Raw genomic sequence first — 15,719 nt, forward strand, 5'->3', positions numbered from 1 at the left:
GTGACAATCGGGTGGCTCCCCGATAACGGTGGCACGGAACGGCCTACTCAGCCGATCGGTTGACCCTCCCGCGGGCGAAGGTTACGAAAGCGAATGAAAAGGGACGGTTCCCAGGGCGGTGACGTGCGGGAATCACTACGATGCCGACTGTGGAACCCAGACCTGTATTCGCAGACCCGTCCGGTCGCCGGCACCGGTTGCTGCGGTTCGCGGGGATCGGCTCTACGGCAGTGCTTGTGGCCTTCCTGGCGGCGGTAGCCATGGCCGTGACCGGCGGACCGAAGGCGCCGTTTACCCAGTGGGCGGTGCCGCAGGCGTCGGCGTCGCGCGCCGCGCATGGTGGTGATCAGGCGGTCACCGGCGGCAGCGTCAAATCAGGCGCGCCGAGCACATCAAGCGGTGCCGGCGGCACCGCCCCCGCCGGGGGCACCGCACCAAGTCAGTCCGTCGGCACCCCGCCGTCGGGGACACGGTCAGCCACGCCCACCCCCACGCCAAGCCCGACCGCGTCACCATCCGCGAGTGCCAGCGTGTCCCCCACCGCGACAACGCACGGGCATGGCCACGCGAACCCGCACTCCTCGAAGTCACCCAATCCGAAGTCCTGATCCCCGGCGCCGCATTCCGATGACCTTCCGCCCCCTGCGCCCGTTCCCCGGTGTCGATGAGCCCGCCGACACGATGCCCGACATGCGTGCGGTCACCGGTCCGCAGCCGATAGCGCGCCCGCGCGCCGGGCGCCGCCGCCAGGCCCGCACCCCGCGCGGTCACTGGCCGCTGGCCAGCCTGATCGTCGTCATCTTCGCGCTCGGCCTGCTGATCGAGGGCTTCACGCACGGCATCCTCGGCGAGAACGCCGCCGACGAGCCCACGGCCGGTCCGGGTACGACGGCCGGCCCGGCCAGCGTGGTAGACGGCGGTCCGGTCGTCGCGCCGGCCGGCGGACGCAACGGCAGCCCGGTCAGCTACCGGATACCGCGGAAGACCGCGATCCTGTCCTTTGACGACGGTCCGAACCCCGACTGGACGCCGAAGATCCTCGCCGTGCTGCGCGAGTACCACGTGCCCGCGGACTTCTTCACCATCGGCGCGCACGTCGCCGACTACCCGGACATCGTGCGGCAGGAACTCAAGGACGGCGACGAGGTCGGGTCGCACACCTACACGCACCCCAACCTCGCCCAGGTCAGCACGTGGCGGGAGAACCTCGAGCTCACGCTGACCCAGAATGCCCTGGCGGGTGCCGCGGGCATTCACACCAGGATCATGCGCATGCCTTACTCATCGGAGGCGAACGCGGTCACGGCGGCTGACTGGCGCGCCGCGATGACGGCCGGCCGGGACGGCTATCTCATGGTGTTCACCAGCGTGGACACCAGGGACTGGGCCCGGCCTGGCGTCGCGAAGATCGTCAAGGCCGCCATCCCCGCGGGCGGTGCGGGCGCGATCATCATGCTGCACGACAGCGGCGGGAACCGCAGCGAGACACTTGCCGCATTGCCGCGGATCATCAAGGAACTGAGACAGCGCGGCTACCACTTCGACACCGTCACCCAGGCGCTCAAACTGGTAAGCGCGGACGTGCCCGCCACCGGCAACCAGCACCTGGTCGGCACCCTGCTCGTGGACATCCAGCAGGGGTCCGACTGGGCCTTCACCGCCTTCGCCATCGGGCTCATCGTCTTGACCTCCCTGTCGGTCCTCCGGCTGCTCGTGCTCGTCGGCTTCGCGATGGCGGCCCGCCGCCGCGAGCTGAGCGTGGCCCGCAGGATCCCGCCCGGCGCCCCGCCCTTTCTGCCGGACGTCACGGTGATCATCCCTGCCTTCAACGAGGAGGCGGGCATCGCGGCCACCGTGCAGACCATGGCGGAGAGCCAGTACCGCGGCCGGCTGGAGATCATCGTCGTCGACGACGGCTCGACGGACAGCACGGCGCAGGTCGCGGCGAGCCTCGGCTACCCGTTCGTCCGGGTGGTCACCCAGCGGAACTCCGGCAAGCCGGGAGCGCTCAACACGGGGATCAGGCAGGCGCACTCGGACATCCTGGTCCTAGTCGACGGGGACACGGTTTTCCAGCCGGACACCATCGGGAAGCTCGTGGCGCCGCTGGCGGATCCGGAGGTCGGGGCGGTAAGCGGGAACACCAAGGTGTTCAACCGCAAGGGCTTCCTCGGCCGCTGGCAGCACCTGGAGTACGTCGTCGGGTTCAACCTGGACCGGCGCATGTACGACATGCTAGGAGTCATGCCGACCGTGCCCGGCGCGGTCGGCGCGTTCCGCCGGTCCGCGCTGCACCGCGCCGGGGGGGTCAGCCACGACACGCTGGCCGAGGACACGGACCTGACGATGGCGCTCTGCCGGGGCGGCTGGCGGGTCGTCTACGCCCCGGGTGCCATCGCCTGGACCGAGGTCCCCGCGACGCTGAGCGCGCTATGGAAGCAGCGGTACCGCTGGTGCTACGGCACCATGCAGGCGATGTGGAAGCACCGGCACGCGATGGTGGACCGTGGCGGCTCCGGCCGGTTCGGCCGGCTGTGCCTGCCCTACCTGTGGCTGTTCCAGGTCCTGCTGCCGCTGCTCGCGCCCCTGATCGACGTCTTCTCGATCTACGGCATCGTGTTCCTCAACCCGGTCCAGGTGGGTGTGTTCTGGCTGACGTTCACCGCGCTGCAGATGCTGATCGCGGGGTATGCGCTGCGGCTGGACGGCGAGCGGCTGCGCCCGCTGTGGGTTCTCCCGTTCCAGCTCATCGTCTACCGCCAGCTCATGTACCTGGTCACGATCCAGTCGGTCATCACCGCCCTGCTCGGCACGCGGCAGCGCTGGCAGGCCACCAAGCGCACCGGCGTGTTCACCGACCAGGCAACAACGGACCAGCCCGCGACAAGCACAAGCTGAGTGACCCGGAGATGCCCTCGAGTGCGGCCTTCGTCGCGGAGTAGCGGCGTCTCCTCACATGCTGGAACTCTCAACTATGGGCAGTCGGCGCACCTGCCCGCACACTAGTGAACTAGACTCTGGCGCGAGGTGGCAGTGCGGGGCGTTCCCGGTACTGGCAGTCCCCCTCGTTATCGTTGCCGCGGACGGGAATGGTCCAGCCTCTGGGGTGGTTGTGACTCCTGGTTGTAGTTTCTGTAGGTGCTTTCATGACGCGCTCGCGGATTTACTGCCGGGGTCGCCGCGCGGTGCGGTGATTCAGCACAGGCAAGGAGAAATGCGCGTGGCGCAGGGAACAGTCAAGTGGTTCAACTCGGACAAGGGCTTCGGGTTCATCAGTGTCGACGGCGGGGGCCAGGACGTTTTCGTCCACTTCTCGGCGATCGAGTCCAACGGTTACCGGAGCCTGGAGGAGAACCAGCGCGTCGAGTTCGACATCACGCAGGGCCAGAAGGGCCCGCAGGCCGAGCACGTTCGCGCCCTCTGATTTAGATCAGTAGGTAACGCCGCCGTTCGTTCGGGCAAAGTCTCTTTTGTCCGAACGGGCGGTGGTTTTTGTCTTGCTGTGCGGTTACGCCCTCCATGGGAAGATGCTGCCCCCCGAGCGCGTCGTCTTGACACGCTATGCACCTGATGCGTCAATTTGTCTAACTGGACCGGCTACTGCCTCTCCAGAAACGGCAGAAACATCAGGCGCCGGGGGAGGGCCCCGTGTCAGCAGACGAGATCGCACCCACGCAGACCGATGCCGATCAGAAGCGGCTTCACGAACTGGGCTATGCGCAGGAACTTCGCCGGAACATGTCCGGCTTCTCCAACTTCGCTGTTTCCTTCACGATCATTTCGATCCTGTCCGGCTGCCTGACCCTCTACGGGTACGGCATGAACACCGGCGGGCCCGTGCTGATCACCTGGGGCTGGCCGTTCGTCGGCGTGATGACCCTGTTCGTCGGCCTCGCCATGGCGGAGGTGTGTTCGAGCTTCCCGACGGCCGGCGGGCTTTACTACTGGTCGGCCAAGCTCGCCCCGCGCAACCCGGCCGCGTGGTCCTGGTTCACCGGCTGGTTCAACTTCCTCGGCCAGGTCGCGGTGACCGCGGGGATCGACTTCGGCGCGGCCCTCTTCCTCAACGCGCTGATCGACATCCAGTGGGGCTGGGACACCCGGCCGTGGCACACCATCGTGCTGCTCGCCGGCATCCTCATCGTGCACGGCCTGCTGAACTCCTTCGGGGTCCGGCTGGTCGCGCTGCTGAACAACGTCAGCGTCTGGTGGCACATCATCGGCGTGCTGCTGATCGTCGGCGTGCTCGCCATCGCGCCGTCGCACCACCAGTCGGCCTCGTTCGTGTTTACCCACTACGTCAACAACACCGGCTGGAGTTCCTGGATTTACGTGGCACTGCTCGGGCTGCTGCTCGCCCAGTACACGTTCACCGGCTACGACGCGTCGGCGCACATGACCGAGGAGACCAAGTCGGCGGCGGTCGCCGGGCCGCGCGGCATCGTCATGTCGATCGTCGTCTCCCTGGTGGCCGGCTGGATCCTGCTGATCGGCGTGACGTTCGCTATCCAGCACTACACCACCGAGGTCGGCGCGACCGTGCCGCCCGCGCAGATCTTCATCGACGCGGTCGGCAACACCGGCGGCAAGCTGCTGCTTGTCGTGGTCATCGTCGCACAGCTGTTCTGCGGGATGTCGTCGGTGACCGCGAACTCCCGGATGATCTACGCGTTCTCCCGTGACGGCGCGCTGCCGGGCAGCGCGTTCTGGCACAAGGTCAACCCGCGGACCAGGACCCCCACCAACGGGGTCTGGCTGGCCGCGGCGGGAGCGCTCATCCTGGCCCTGCCCTACCTGTGGAACAGCGTCGCGTACTACGCGGTCACCTCGATCGCGGTCATCGGGCTGTACGTCGCGTACGTGATCCCCACGTTCCTGCGGCTGCGGCTTGGCGCGTCGTTCAACCGCGGTCCCTGGCACCTCGGCCGCTGGTCGCGGCCGATCGGGACCGTCGCGGTGACCTGGGTGGCGATCATCACGATCCTGTTCATGCTGCCCACCGCGTCCCCGATCACCTGGAAGACCTTCAACTACACGGTGATCGCCGTGCTCGTGGTGCTCGGCTTCGCCGGGATCTACTGGCTGGTCTCCGCCCGCCACTGGTTCACCGGTCCCAAGGTGCAGGGCACGGCCGAGGAACTGGCCGCCATCGAGTCCGAGCTGGAGTCGCTCGCCTGATGCTGACCATCGACGGGCTACGTGAAGCAGTTCGCCTCGGCGAGATCGACACGGTCATCGTCGCGCTGACCGATATGCAGGGGCGGCTGCAGGGCAAGCGGTTCCACGCCCGGTTCTTCCTCGACGAGGTGGTGGCGCACGGCACGGAGGCGTGCGCCTACCTCCTCGCCGTTGACACGGAGATGAACACCGTGGACGGCTACGAGCTCGCCTCGTGGGAGACCGGGTACGGCGACTTCATGCTGGTGCCCGACTTCGCGACGCTGCGGTTGATCCCGTGGCAGCCGGGCACCGCGCTGGTGCTCGCCGATGTGGCCGAGGTGGGCCATGGCCACGGCGGCGCCCCTGTCCGGGTGTCGCCCCGCCAGGTGCTGCGGGCACAGCTCGACCGGGCCGCGGAACGCGGCTGGACCGCGCTGGCCGGCACGGAACTCGAATTCGTCGTTTTCGAGGGCAGCTACGAGCAGGCATGGGACGCCGGCTACCGGTCGCTCACCCCGGCGAACCGCTACAACGCGGACTACTCCGTGCTCGGTACCGGGCGGATCGAGCCGCTGCTGCGGGACATCAGGAACGGGATGGCGGGCGCGGGCCTGTACGTCGAGTCCGCCAAGGGCGAGTGCAACCTGGGCCAGCATGAGATCGCGTTCCGCTACGATGACGCGCTGACCACCGCCGACCAGCACACGATCTACAAGACCGGCGCGAAGGAGATCGCGGCCAGGCACGGGTACGCCCTCACGTTCATGGCCAAGCCGAACGAGCGGGAGGGGAACTCCTGCCACATCCACCTGTCGTTCCGTACCGGCGACGGCACGCCAGTCATGGCGGGCGAGGGCCCGCACGGGCTTTCTCCCGCCGGCGAGTCGATGCTGGCCGGGCTGCTCGCCGGCCTGCGCGAGCTGACGCTGCTGCTCGCACCGACGATCAACTCCTACAAGCGGTTCGCGCTCGGCAGCTTCGCGCCCACCACGGTGGCGTGGGGCCCGGACAACAGGACCTGCGCGCTGCGCCTCGTGGGCCACGGGCCGTCGCTGCGCGTGGAGTGCCGCGTCCCAGGCGGCGACGTCAACCCCTACCTGGCCCTGGCCGGCCTCATCGCCGCATCCCTGTCCGGTGTCGAGGACTCACTGCCGCTGCAGCCGCCGCTGACCGGGAACGCCTATACCGCGGACGGGCTGCCGCGGGTGCCGGTGACCCTCGATGTGGCGCTGGCGCTGTGGGAGTCGTCGGAACTGGCGGCCGCCACCTTCGGCGCGGACGTGGTGACCCATTATGCGACGATGGCGCGGGTAGAGCTTGACGCCTACCGCCGGGTCGTGACCGACTGGGAACTGCGCCGGTACTTCGAGCGAATCTGAAAGATCTGAGGTGGGTTGGTGCAGGGAAGGCTAGCGGGGCGTACGGCGGTCGTGACCGGCGCGGGCAGCGGCATCGGGCTGGCCACTGTGCGACGGTTCGCCGCCGAGGGCGCGAACGTGGTGGCGGTCGACGTCGACGAGGACGCGGGAAGCAAGGCGGCGGCCGAGGCCGGCGGCGTGTTCGTCAGGGCGGACGTGACAAGCCAGGACGATGTGGCCCGCGCGTTCGCCCTTGCCCATGAGACCTACGGCTCCGTCGACATCGCGTTCAACAACGCGGGCATCTCGCCGCCCGACGACGACTCGATCCTGACCACCGGCCTCGACGCGTGGCGCCGGGTGCAGGAGGTGAACCTAACCTCCGTCTACCTCTGCTGTCGTGAGGCCATCGGCTACATGCAGCGGCAGGGCAAGGGGTCGATCATCAACACGGCGTCGTTCGTCGCGGTGATGGGGTCGGCGACCTCGCAGATCTCCTACACGGCATCCAAGGGCGGCGTGCTCGCCCTGTCCCGCGAGCTCGGGGTGCAATTCGCCCGCGAGGGCATCAGGGTCAACGCGCTGTGCCCCGGGCCGGTCAACACCCCGCTGCTCACCGAACTGTTCGCCAAGGACCCCGAACGTGCCGCCAGGCGCCTGGTGCACATACCGGTCGGGCGGTTCGCCGAGGCGTCCGAGATCGCCGCGGCGGTGGCCTTCCTGGCCAGCGATGACGCCTCGTTCATCACCGCGTCCACGTTCCTCGTCGACGGCGGCATCTCCGGCGCCTACGTCACGCCCCTGTAGGCATAGCTGGCCGGCTCCTGGCCGGTGCCATTCTCATAGCGGGCGCCGCGTTCCCTGACAGGGCACGCGCCGCCCGCTTTGCTATGCCTGGCAATGCGCCCCGGCGGCCGGCGTGTCGCCGTTGACGCAACCAGTTGGTTGCCATAGTATCGCAATCAAATGGTTGCTACTTGTGGAGGGGACATGGGATTTCCTGACCGCATCGAGCGAACGGTCGACATCGCTCACCCGCCGGCCGCGGTGTGGGCGGCGCTCACCACGGCAGAGGGACTGAGTGGCTGGTTCGGCCAGCAGGCCAAGATCGACCTGCGCCCCGGCGGCTCGGCCTCGATGAGCTTTGGCCCCGAGTTCACCGCGGCCATGCGGGTTGAACGGGTGGAGGAGCCGACCGTGTTCGGCTTCACCTGGCACATCTACGGGCTGTCCGACGACGATCCGCGCCGCACCTACGTCGAGTTCACGCTGGAGCCGGCCGGCGCGGGGACCCGGCTGACCGTGGTCGAGACCGGCTTCGCGCAGCTCCCAGAGGACGCTCACCGCACGGCCTTCGGAGCGAACACCCAAGGGTGGGCGAGCGAGCTCGGCGAGCTCGTCGACTACCTCGATGCCGCAGCCTGACGGCGAGGCGCCCGACCTCGAGGAAACAGCGGAGCAGGTCTTCGCCGCCCTGGCCGACCCGAGCAGGCGCGCCATCCTGGCCGCGCTGGCCGCGGGCGGGCCGGCCACCGCAACGGACCTCGCCGCCCGGCTGCCCATTACCCGCCAGGCGATCGCCAAGCACCTGGCGCTGCTCGCCGAGGCCGGCCTGGTGACGGCCGAGCCTGGCGAGCGGCGCCGGGTCAGGTACCGGCTGCGTTCCGCGCCGATGCGGGTGGCGCAGCAGTTCCTCGCCGCGCTCGCGCGCGACTGGGATGGCCCGCTCGGCGCACTGCAAGACCATCTCGACAAGCAGAAAGGCGAATCGGCCTGACGCGGATCGCGGAAAGGCGGAAAGGAGGACCGATGGTGACCATGGAATCCCGGCGCACGTCCACGCCACCGCTCGTGCTGGCGGCTACGCTCGGGCTCGCCGGAGCGTGCTGGGCCGTCTCGGCCTGGCTGATGGACGGCATGGACATGGGTGTCGCGACGCGGCCAGGGGCGTTCGGGTTCTTCGCCGCCGCGTGGGTGACGATGATGGCGGCGATGATGCTGCCGGGCGCGGCGCCGGCGGTCGCCAGGCACGCCCAGCTGGCGGGCACCATGCGCGCAGCGCTCCCCTTCGCCGGGAGCTACCTGGCCATCTGGGTGCTCGCGGGAGTTGTCGCATACCCGCTTGACCGGCCGCACGGCACGCTGGCCGCCGGCCTGGCGGTGATCGCGGCGGGTGTCTACGAGCTCACGCCGGCCAAGCGGCAGTTCCGCCGGCGCTGTCGCGAGGAGACCCGCTCCGGGCTCGGGTTCGGACTGTGCTGCCTCGGCTCGACCGCCGGGTTGATGGCGATGCTGGTGGCAGTGGACGTAATGAGCCTCTTGTGGATGGCGGTGATCACCGTCCTCGCCTGCGCCCAGAAGCTGCTGCCCGCCAAGGTCGCGATCGACGTTCCGGTGGCGCTCGCCATCATCGGGCTTGGGTTCGTGATCGCGACCTCGCCCGCACTCATTCCCGGGCTCATTCGGCCGGCGATGCCGATGCCGATGTCGCCGGCCATGTAACGACAAGGAACAACGCAGAACGACGAAGGAGACAAGGCAATGACCAGTCACAAGACGGGGACGCGCGAGGAATGGCTCGCCGCGCGGCTCGAGCTGCTCGAGGCGGAGAAGGCGCTGGTCCGGCGCGGCGACGAGTTGTCGCGGCGCCGGCAGGAGCTGCCCTGGGTCCGGGTGGACAAGAACTACCGCTTCGAGACCGAGGCAGGAACGGCATCGCTCGCCGACCTGTTCCAGGGCCGGTCCCAACTGATCGTCTACCACTTCATGTTCGGCCCCGACTACACCGCGGGCTGCCCGGCCTGCTCGGCGATCGCCGACGGCTTCAACGGCTCCGCGGTCCACCTCGCCAACCACGACGTCGCGCTGTCCGCGGTGTCTCGTGCGCCGCTCGAGAAGCTGCAGGCGTACAAGCGGCGGATGGGCTGGACCTTCCCGTGGGCGTCCTCGCACGGCAGTGACTTCAACTTCGACTTCGGCGTGGCCAACACGAAGGAGGAGTGGGAGGCGGGCGCCATGCGCTACAACTTCCGCGAGGAGGACATGCGCGGGGCGACACCGGAAGAAGCGAGTTCACTCGACGCCTTCAGCGAGTCGATCGTCGGCACCGACTGGGGGACCTACCGCCGCGAGGGGCCGGGCGTGAGCGCGTTCGCCCTGGAAGACGGCGTCGTCTACCACACCTACTCGGCATACTCGCGCGGTCTCGACGGCCTGTGGGGCATGTACCAATGGCTGGACCGCGCGCCGCTCGGCCGCAATGAGTCGGGCATGTGGTTCCGCCGCCACGACGAGTACGACAATAGCTAGGCAGCGCCGCGGCGGCGCGGGGTTACGCCTCCCGCGCCGCCGCGCAGCCGGACGCGTGGCCCTCGGTGACGACCGAGCCGCACTCGGGACAGACCAGGTTCGCGAAGCAGGCCGGCTCGCCGCCCTGCTCCTCGTCGCACGCACCGGCCGGGCCGCCTAGCATCTCGAGCCGCACTGGCTTTTCGAGGTCTGTCACGACTCAAGTATGCGCCGGGCGCGGCTGAGCATGGCCGGCCGCCGGCGGCGGGCCGGTCTGCGTCGGGTCGATGAACACGTGCGGCCGCATCGGCAGCCTTTCCGAGAGCCTGCGGTCGATCTCGTCGGCGAGATCCTCCGCCTGGCCGGCGCCAAGCGCGTCGTCGATCGCGATCCGGGCCGCGACGATGATGCTGTCCGGGCCCATATGCATGGTCCGCAGCTCGAGCAGCGCGTCCACGCCCGGCTGCGATTCGATCTCGCCGCGGATCAGCTTTTCCACCGCGGGACTCGCGGCGCGGCCGATGAGCAGATCCTTGCTGTCCATGCCGAGCTTGACCGCCACGACAATCAGCAGCACGCCGATCGCGATGGACGCGCTGCCGTCCCAGACCGGCGAGCCGGTCAGCTGGCTCAGCCCGACACCGAGGGCGGCAAGCACCAGGCCGACGACCGCGGCGCTGTCCTCGAACAGGGCCACCTTGACGGTGATGTCCGGGCTGGTCTGCACGTGGGAGAGCACTTCCTCGTGGCGGCGCCTCGCCTCGCCGCGCACCTGCCAGAAGGCGCGCGCGAACGACGTCCCCTCCGCCACGAAGGCGATGCCAAGGGCAACGTAGGCGAGCAGCGGGCTCTCGTGCTGGTTGCGAGTCAGCGCGAGTATGCCCTCGAAGACGGAGAATCCCGCGCCGGCGATGAAGATGCCGAACGCCGCGAGCAGCGACCAGAAGTAACGCTCCTGGCCGTGCCCGAACGGGTGTTCCCTGGTCGCGGGCCGGTCCGCCTGGCGCAGCGACATCAGCAGGAACACCTGGTCGAGGGTGTCCGCCGCGGAGTGGGCCGCCTCGGCGAGCATGGCGCTCGACCCGGTCATGATTCCCGCGACCAGCTTGACCAGCCCGACAAGCACGTTCGCCGCACCCGCGACGAGCACGGTCCGCCGGGTTTCCTCGTGTCCCTTACGCCTACTCACCGAAGCACAACTTGCCAGGGCGCGGCGCGGCAAACGCACTTGTCAGGTCCGCATACGTGTCTTGGGAGCGGCACGTCTTGCGGGCACCTCACGTTCCGCGGTGCGGGCACGTCTACGGTGTGAGGAAGGGAGCCGCCGATGAAACAGCCGTTCGAGAAGGTCGTGGAGCAGCACGGCGGGACGGTGCTGCGCGTCTGCCGGGTGATCCTCGGCGTCCACGACGCCGAGGACGCGTGGTCGGAGACTTTCCTCGCGGCGCTGCGCGCGTATCCGGAGCTGCCGGATGACGCCAACGCCGAGGCGTGGCTGGTGACGATCGCGCACCGCAAGGCCATCGACGTGATCCGATCGCGCAAGCGGCTGCCGGCGCCGGTCGGCGACATTCCCGAGGCGCCGACCACGCTCGGCGTGCCGGGCGACCGTGACGGCGACGGCGACCTGTGGCAGGCGGTCGCCGCGCTGCCGGAAAAGCAACGGCAGGCGGTCGCGTATCACTACGTCGCCGGCCTCGCCTACGCAGAGATCGCCGTGATACTCGGCGGCAGCACCGACGCGGCGCGCAGGGCCGCGGCCGACGGCATCAGGAACCTGCGCAAGAAATATCCAGGCGCGGCCATGGAAGGAGCGCCCTCATGAGCATCTCTACCGATTCTTTCGCCTCCCCCGACGATGCCGGGACGCTGTCCCGGCTCCAGCACAGGCTCGGACTGGCGGCGGAGGCCGGCGGCCTGCTCGACGTCGCGTACACCACCGTCGACTCGCCCGTCGGCAGCCTGCTGCTCGCCGCGACGCCCAAGGGCCTGGTGCGCGTGGCGTATGACATCGAGGACCACGATCGCGTTCTCGACACGCTGGCGCAGAAGGTCAGCCCGCGCGTGCTGCGGGCACCGCGGCGGCTTGACGCGGCGGCGCGTGAGCTCGCCGAGTACTTCGACGGGCGGCGGCACGCGTTCGACCTGCCACTCGACCTGTCGCTGTCCAGAGGGTTCCGGCTGCTGGTGCAGCGGCAGCTGCCGTCGATCGGCTACGGGCAGACCCGCAGCTACCGGCAGGTCGCCGAGCTCGTCGGCAACCCGAAGGCGGTCCGGGCGGTCGGCACGGCCTGCGCCACCAACCCGCTGCCCCTCGTGCTGCCCTGCCACCGCGTGCTGCGCAACGACGGCACGCCCGGCGGGTACGTGGGCGGCCCGCTGGCGAAGACCACGCTGCTGAGCCTGGAGGCGGCGGCATGAGTGCCGCCGGCGTCCGCGGCCAGGCCGGCGTCCCCCGTCCTGTTGGCGTCCGGAGTGCGGACCCGTGGCGGGAGCGGGTCGGCTCCGGTGACTGGGACGCGATCGCGGCCGAGATCGACGAGTTCGGCGGCGCGCTGCTGCCGCGGCTGCTGACCGGGGCGGAGGCCGCGGCGATCCGGTCCATGTACCCCGACGGCCGGCTGTTCCGCTCCACCGTCAACATGGGCAGGCACCGGTTCGGGGAGGGGGAGTACCGCTACTTCAAGGCTCCCTACCCCGAGCCCATTGAGCGGCTCAAGCAGGCGCTCTATCCCCGGCTGCTGCCGATCGCCAGGGACTGGCAGGCAAGGCTCGGCCGCGCCGCCCCGTGGCCAGGCACGCTCGACGAGTGGCTGGACATGTGTCAGCGGGCCGGCCAGGTCAAGTCGACGGCCATCCTGCTCCGCTACGGCCAGGGCGACTGGAACGCGCTCCACCGTGACCTGTACGGCGAGCTCGTCTTCCCGCTGCAGGTGGTGATCAACCTGAGCGAGCCAGGGGTAGACCATACCGGCGGCGAGTTCCTGCTGCTCGAGCAGCGGCCGCGGGCGCAGTCCCGGGGTACCGCGACGCTGCTGCCGCACGGGCACGGGTACCTGTTCACCACCAGGGACCGGCCGGTCCGCTCGGCGCGTGGCTGGTCGGCCGCGCCGGTGCGGCATGGCGTGTCCGCGATCCGGTCGGGCGAGCGGTACACGCTCGGGCTCGTCTTCCACGACGCGGCGCAGTCCCAGTCATGAACGTGCCCGTTCCGGGTAGTGGCGGCGTTCGTGGCCAAGGCGTTCGCGTATCTCGTTATCGGACTGCGGTTCCCGCTGCTGCTCGCGTGGGCGGCGGCGGCGGTCGTGGCCGTGCTGCTGCTGCCCCCGCTGTCGTCCTCCGGCGGACTGAACAACCTGATACCCGCCGGATCCCCCGCCCTGCGGGCGGACGCGAGCGCGGCACGGCTGTTCGGTTACCCGCTCGAGGCCGGGGTTGCCATCGTGCAGCGCGCACCGCACGGCCTGCCGCCCTCGGTGGTGGACAAGACTGGGCGCGCCGCGGTCAGCTACGACAGGCATGCGAGCATCCCCGGCCTCGTCGCCGTCATCCCGGTGCCTAACGGGGCAGGCATCCCCCGGTCGATCAGCGTCTCGCCGCTCACCGCGGCTGGCCTGCTCGGCAGCGTTCGCGGCAAGACCTCGACGATCGTCACGTACCTGGAGTTCAGCGACACCACGACGCTGCAGCAGCAGGTGACCGCCGCGGGCACGTACGCCCGTCGCCTGACCGACGTCACCGGCGTGACGGGGGCGGTCGCGGCCCAGTATGAGCAAGGTCAGATCATCGACCGTGACCTCCCCTGGGTGGAACTGTTCACCGTGCTGGCGATCGCGCTGATCGTCGGCGTCAGGTTCCGCTCGCTGCTCGCGCCGCTCGCCGCGCTCGCCTGCGCGGGAACCGCGTACTTGGTCGCGGTCCGGGTGGTCGCCTGGGGTGCGGCGCGCACCGGGATCTCGCTGCCGCAGGAGGCGGAGCCCGTCCTCGTTGTGCTGCTGCTCGGCGTGACGACGGACTACTGCGTGTTCTTCCTGGCCGGAATGCGCTCTCGGCTCGCCGAGGGCGCCGACCAGCTGCAGGCGGTGCGCGACGCCACGGCCGAGTCCGCCCCGATCGTCTTCACCGCGGGGCTGATCGTGGCGGCGGGCACCGGCGCGCTGCTGGTGGCGCGGGGTGGCCTGCTGCGTGCCTTCGGCCCGGGACTCGCGGCGACAGTGCTGGTGTCCATGGTGGTGTCGCTCACGCTGATGCCCGCGCTGCTCGGCGTGCTCAGCCGCTTCATGTTCCGGCACGTCGCACCGGCCCGGCTGCCGGGCCCTGGCTCGCCGATCGCCCGGTTCGCCACCTCAAAGCCGGTGGCTCTACTGGTGATCGCCGCCTGCGTCGCGGGGCTCGGGGCCGCGGCATCGGCCACCGGGCGGCTGGGTCTCGGCTCGCCGCTGATCGGCGAGATGCCGTCTTCGTCCAACGTCGCGGAGGCGAGCGCCGCCGCGTCCGCGGGATTCGCGCCGGGGGTACTCGCGCCTACCGAGGTGCTGATCATCGGGCCTGGCGTGGGATCGCAGGTCGCGGCGGACCGTCGGTTCGGGGATTTCCTGCGCCGGCAGCCAGGCGTGGCCAGCGTCGTCGGGCCCTCCGTCCTTACCGGCTCTGTCGTTCCCGCGTCAGCGTCCAACCCGATGGTCGCCAAGGACGGGTCGGCGATCCGGTTCGCGCTCATCTACGACTCCGACCCGCTGAACGCCACCGCGATCGGGCAGGTCCGGGTGCTGACCTCTCGGCTGCCCGCGCTTGGGCAGGCGGCGGGCCTGAACGGCGTCAGTTACCAGGTCGGCGGGCAGACCGCGCTGACCGGCGACGCCATCAACGCGACCGCGTCCGACCTGTGGCGGGTCGGCCTGGCCATCGTGGGGGTGACGCTGCTGCTCCTGCTTCTGTTCCTGCGGGCGCTGCTCGCTCCGGTGTACCTGCTCGCGGCGAGCCTGCTCGCGGTGCTCGGCACGCTCGGCCTGACGGTGCTGATCTGCGAGGCGGTCTTCGGCTCGCCTGACATGGTGTACTTCGTGCCGTTCGCGGCAGGCGTGCTGCTGGTGTCACTCGGCTCCGACTACAACGTGTTCGTCGTCGGGCGCATCTGGGAGGAGGCCCGGTCCCGGCCGGCGCGAGACGCGGTGGCGGTAGCCGCGCCGCGAGCGTCCCGCGCGATCACCACCGCGGGCATCGCGCTCGCGGCCAGTTTCGGGCTCCTCGCGATGATCCCGCTCGGCCAGTTCAGGCAGATGGCGATCATCATGGCCGTCGGCGTTCTGCTCGACACGGTCGTCGTCAGGTCGCTCCTGGTGCCGAGCCTGGTGGCGCTGACCGGCCGGGCCGGGATGTGGCCGGGGCACCAGCGGGTCAAGGCCGGCCCGCGTCCAGAGCCCGAACTGTCCGACGCCAGCCGCTGACGGGCGTGCGGCTCCGGATGCCCTGACCATGCCGCCCTGGGGGCGGGACCAAGCGGGAACTAGCGGCCGCAGCAAGCTTCCGTGGTTCCGTGCTGGCCGCCGCCCGGCGCCAGCGCCTGCGCTCGATGAACTCCAGGCGATGTTCCACTCCGGCAGTCGGCACTCGATCGAGCGGCGCGAACTCGAACTCGTGCTCCGCGACGACGAGCAGGACGGCGCCCCGCCGCGCGTCCGCGTCGACCTCGACGCCGGCCGCGTGGTAATCCCCCCCGCCTGCCGGGCAAATAGCGCAATTCGGGTGACCGGCTCGCGGAGAATCTGTGGCCCGGTTTGGCGGCGGGACATTTACTGATTTCTGGCGGACAAAACTGACGAAATCGACCCGGACTTTACCCCAAACGCGGTACACGTTTCCTCTGGCCGGTTGGCTGCGGGCGAGGCCTGCTCCTAGCGGGCCCTGACGTCG

General features: G+C 69.8%; 17 protein-coding genes. 15 read left to right on the plus strand and 2 right to left on the minus strand.

Going from position 1 to position 15,719, the window contains the following annotated elements; all coding sequences use genetic code 11:
• Positions 1-149: 149 nt before the first annotated feature.
• From EAS64_RS15715 to EAS64_RS15760, 10 genes are all read left to right on the plus strand, one after another.
• Positions 150-608, plus strand: coding sequence for a hypothetical protein (locus EAS64_RS15715; RefSeq protein WP_145853757.1), 459 nt, complete (start codon positions 150-152; stop codon positions 606-608).
• Between the two features lie 19 nt (positions 609-627).
• Positions 628-2,898 carry a bifunctional polysaccharide deacetylase/glycosyltransferase family 2 protein gene (locus EAS64_RS15720; protein ID WP_222849348.1) on the plus strand — a complete coding sequence of 757 codons (2,271 nt, stop codon included), beginning with the start codon at positions 628-630 and terminating at the stop codon, positions 2,896-2,898.
• A gap of 322 nt (positions 2,899-3,220) precedes the next feature.
• Entirely contained in the window at positions 3,221-3,424 is a 204-nt protein-coding gene (locus EAS64_RS15725) for a cold-shock protein (protein WP_145853758.1), read from the plus strand.
• A gap of 224 nt (positions 3,425-3,648) precedes the next feature.
• On the plus strand, positions 3,649-5,178 hold the full coding sequence (locus tag EAS64_RS15730; RefSeq protein ID WP_246115707.1) for an amino acid permease: 1,530 nt from the start codon (positions 3,649-3,651) through the stop codon (positions 5,176-5,178).
• A complete protein-coding gene (locus tag EAS64_RS15735) occupies positions 5,178-6,539 on the plus strand; it encodes a glutamine synthetase family protein (protein ID WP_145853759.1) in 1,362 nt (453 codons plus the stop codon). Before EAS64_RS15730 ends, EAS64_RS15735 begins: the two co-directional genes overlap by 1 nt.
• A gap of 18 nt (positions 6,540-6,557) precedes the next feature.
• Entirely contained in the window at positions 6,558-7,325 is a 768-nt protein-coding gene (locus tag EAS64_RS15740) for a 3-oxoacyl-ACP reductase (protein ID WP_222849349.1), read from the plus strand.
• A gap of 183 nt (positions 7,326-7,508) precedes the next feature.
• Entirely contained in the window at positions 7,509-7,943 is a 435-nt protein-coding gene (locus tag EAS64_RS15745; protein ID WP_145853761.1) for an SRPBCC domain-containing protein, read from the plus strand.
• Positions 7,930-8,295: a metalloregulator ArsR/SmtB family transcription factor gene (locus tag EAS64_RS15750; RefSeq protein WP_145853762.1), complete on the plus strand. Its 366-nt coding sequence runs from the start codon at positions 7,930-7,932 to the stop codon at positions 8,293-8,295. The genes EAS64_RS15745 and EAS64_RS15750 overlap by 14 nt, the downstream gene beginning before the upstream one ends.
• Before the next feature lie 32 nt (positions 8,296-8,327).
• Positions 8,328-9,020 (plus strand): DUF2182 domain-containing protein, encoded by a 693-nt coding sequence (locus tag EAS64_RS15755; protein ID WP_145853763.1) that lies wholly within the window; start codon positions 8,328-8,330, stop codon positions 9,018-9,020.
• A gap of 39 nt (positions 9,021-9,059) precedes the next feature.
• Positions 9,060-9,827, plus strand: coding sequence for a DUF899 domain-containing protein (locus tag EAS64_RS15760; RefSeq protein WP_145853764.1), 768 nt, complete (start codon positions 9,060-9,062; stop codon positions 9,825-9,827).
• A 22-nt stretch (positions 9,828-9,849) separates the two neighbouring features.
• On the opposite strand, the gene EAS64_RS43595 is transcribed toward EAS64_RS15760, so the two are convergent.
• Entirely contained in the window at positions 9,850-10,023 is a 174-nt protein-coding gene (locus EAS64_RS43595; protein ID WP_187365950.1) for a hypothetical protein, read from the minus strand.
• Positions 10,024-10,026: 3 nt separating this feature from the next.
• Positions 10,027-10,995, minus strand: a complete 969-nt coding sequence (locus EAS64_RS15765) for a cation diffusion facilitator family transporter (protein ID WP_187365951.1) — start codon at positions 10,993-10,995, stop codon at positions 10,027-10,029.
• A 138-nt stretch (positions 10,996-11,133) separates the two neighbouring features.
• On the opposite strand from EAS64_RS15765, the gene EAS64_RS15770 reads away from it, so the two are divergent.
• From EAS64_RS15770 to EAS64_RS47470, 5 genes are all read left to right on the plus strand, one after another.
• Positions 11,134-11,631 carry an RNA polymerase sigma factor gene (locus EAS64_RS15770; RefSeq protein ID WP_145853766.1) on the plus strand — a complete coding sequence of 166 codons (498 nt, stop codon included), beginning with the start codon at positions 11,134-11,136 and terminating at the stop codon, positions 11,629-11,631.
• On the plus strand, positions 11,628-12,227 hold the full coding sequence (locus tag EAS64_RS15775; protein ID WP_145853767.1) for a methylated-DNA--[protein]-cysteine S-methyltransferase: 600 nt from the start codon (positions 11,628-11,630) through the stop codon (positions 12,225-12,227). Before EAS64_RS15770 ends, EAS64_RS15775 begins: the two co-directional genes overlap by 4 nt.
• Positions 12,224-13,006 carry a 2OG-Fe(II) oxygenase gene (locus tag EAS64_RS15780; RefSeq protein WP_145853768.1) on the plus strand — a complete coding sequence of 261 codons (783 nt, stop codon included), beginning with the start codon at positions 12,224-12,226 and terminating at the stop codon, positions 13,004-13,006. Before EAS64_RS15775 ends, EAS64_RS15780 begins: the two co-directional genes overlap by 4 nt.
• A gap of 30 nt (positions 13,007-13,036) precedes the next feature.
• Positions 13,037-15,253 (plus strand): MMPL family transporter, encoded by a 2,217-nt coding sequence (locus EAS64_RS15785; protein WP_222849350.1) that lies wholly within the window; start codon positions 13,037-13,039, stop codon positions 15,251-15,253.
• A 139-nt stretch (positions 15,254-15,392) separates the two neighbouring features.
• The gene (locus EAS64_RS47470; protein ID WP_369333563.1) at positions 15,393-15,605 is read left to right on the plus strand and encodes a DUF6191 domain-containing protein; all 213 of its coding nucleotides are present in this window, start codon (positions 15,393-15,395) and stop codon (positions 15,603-15,605) included.
• Positions 15,606-15,719 lie beyond the last annotated feature (114 nt).

The organism is Trebonia kvetii, from assembly GCF_007827045.1.
Lineage (GTDB): Bacteria > Actinomycetota > Actinomycetes > Streptosporangiales > Streptosporangiaceae > Trebonia > Trebonia kvetii.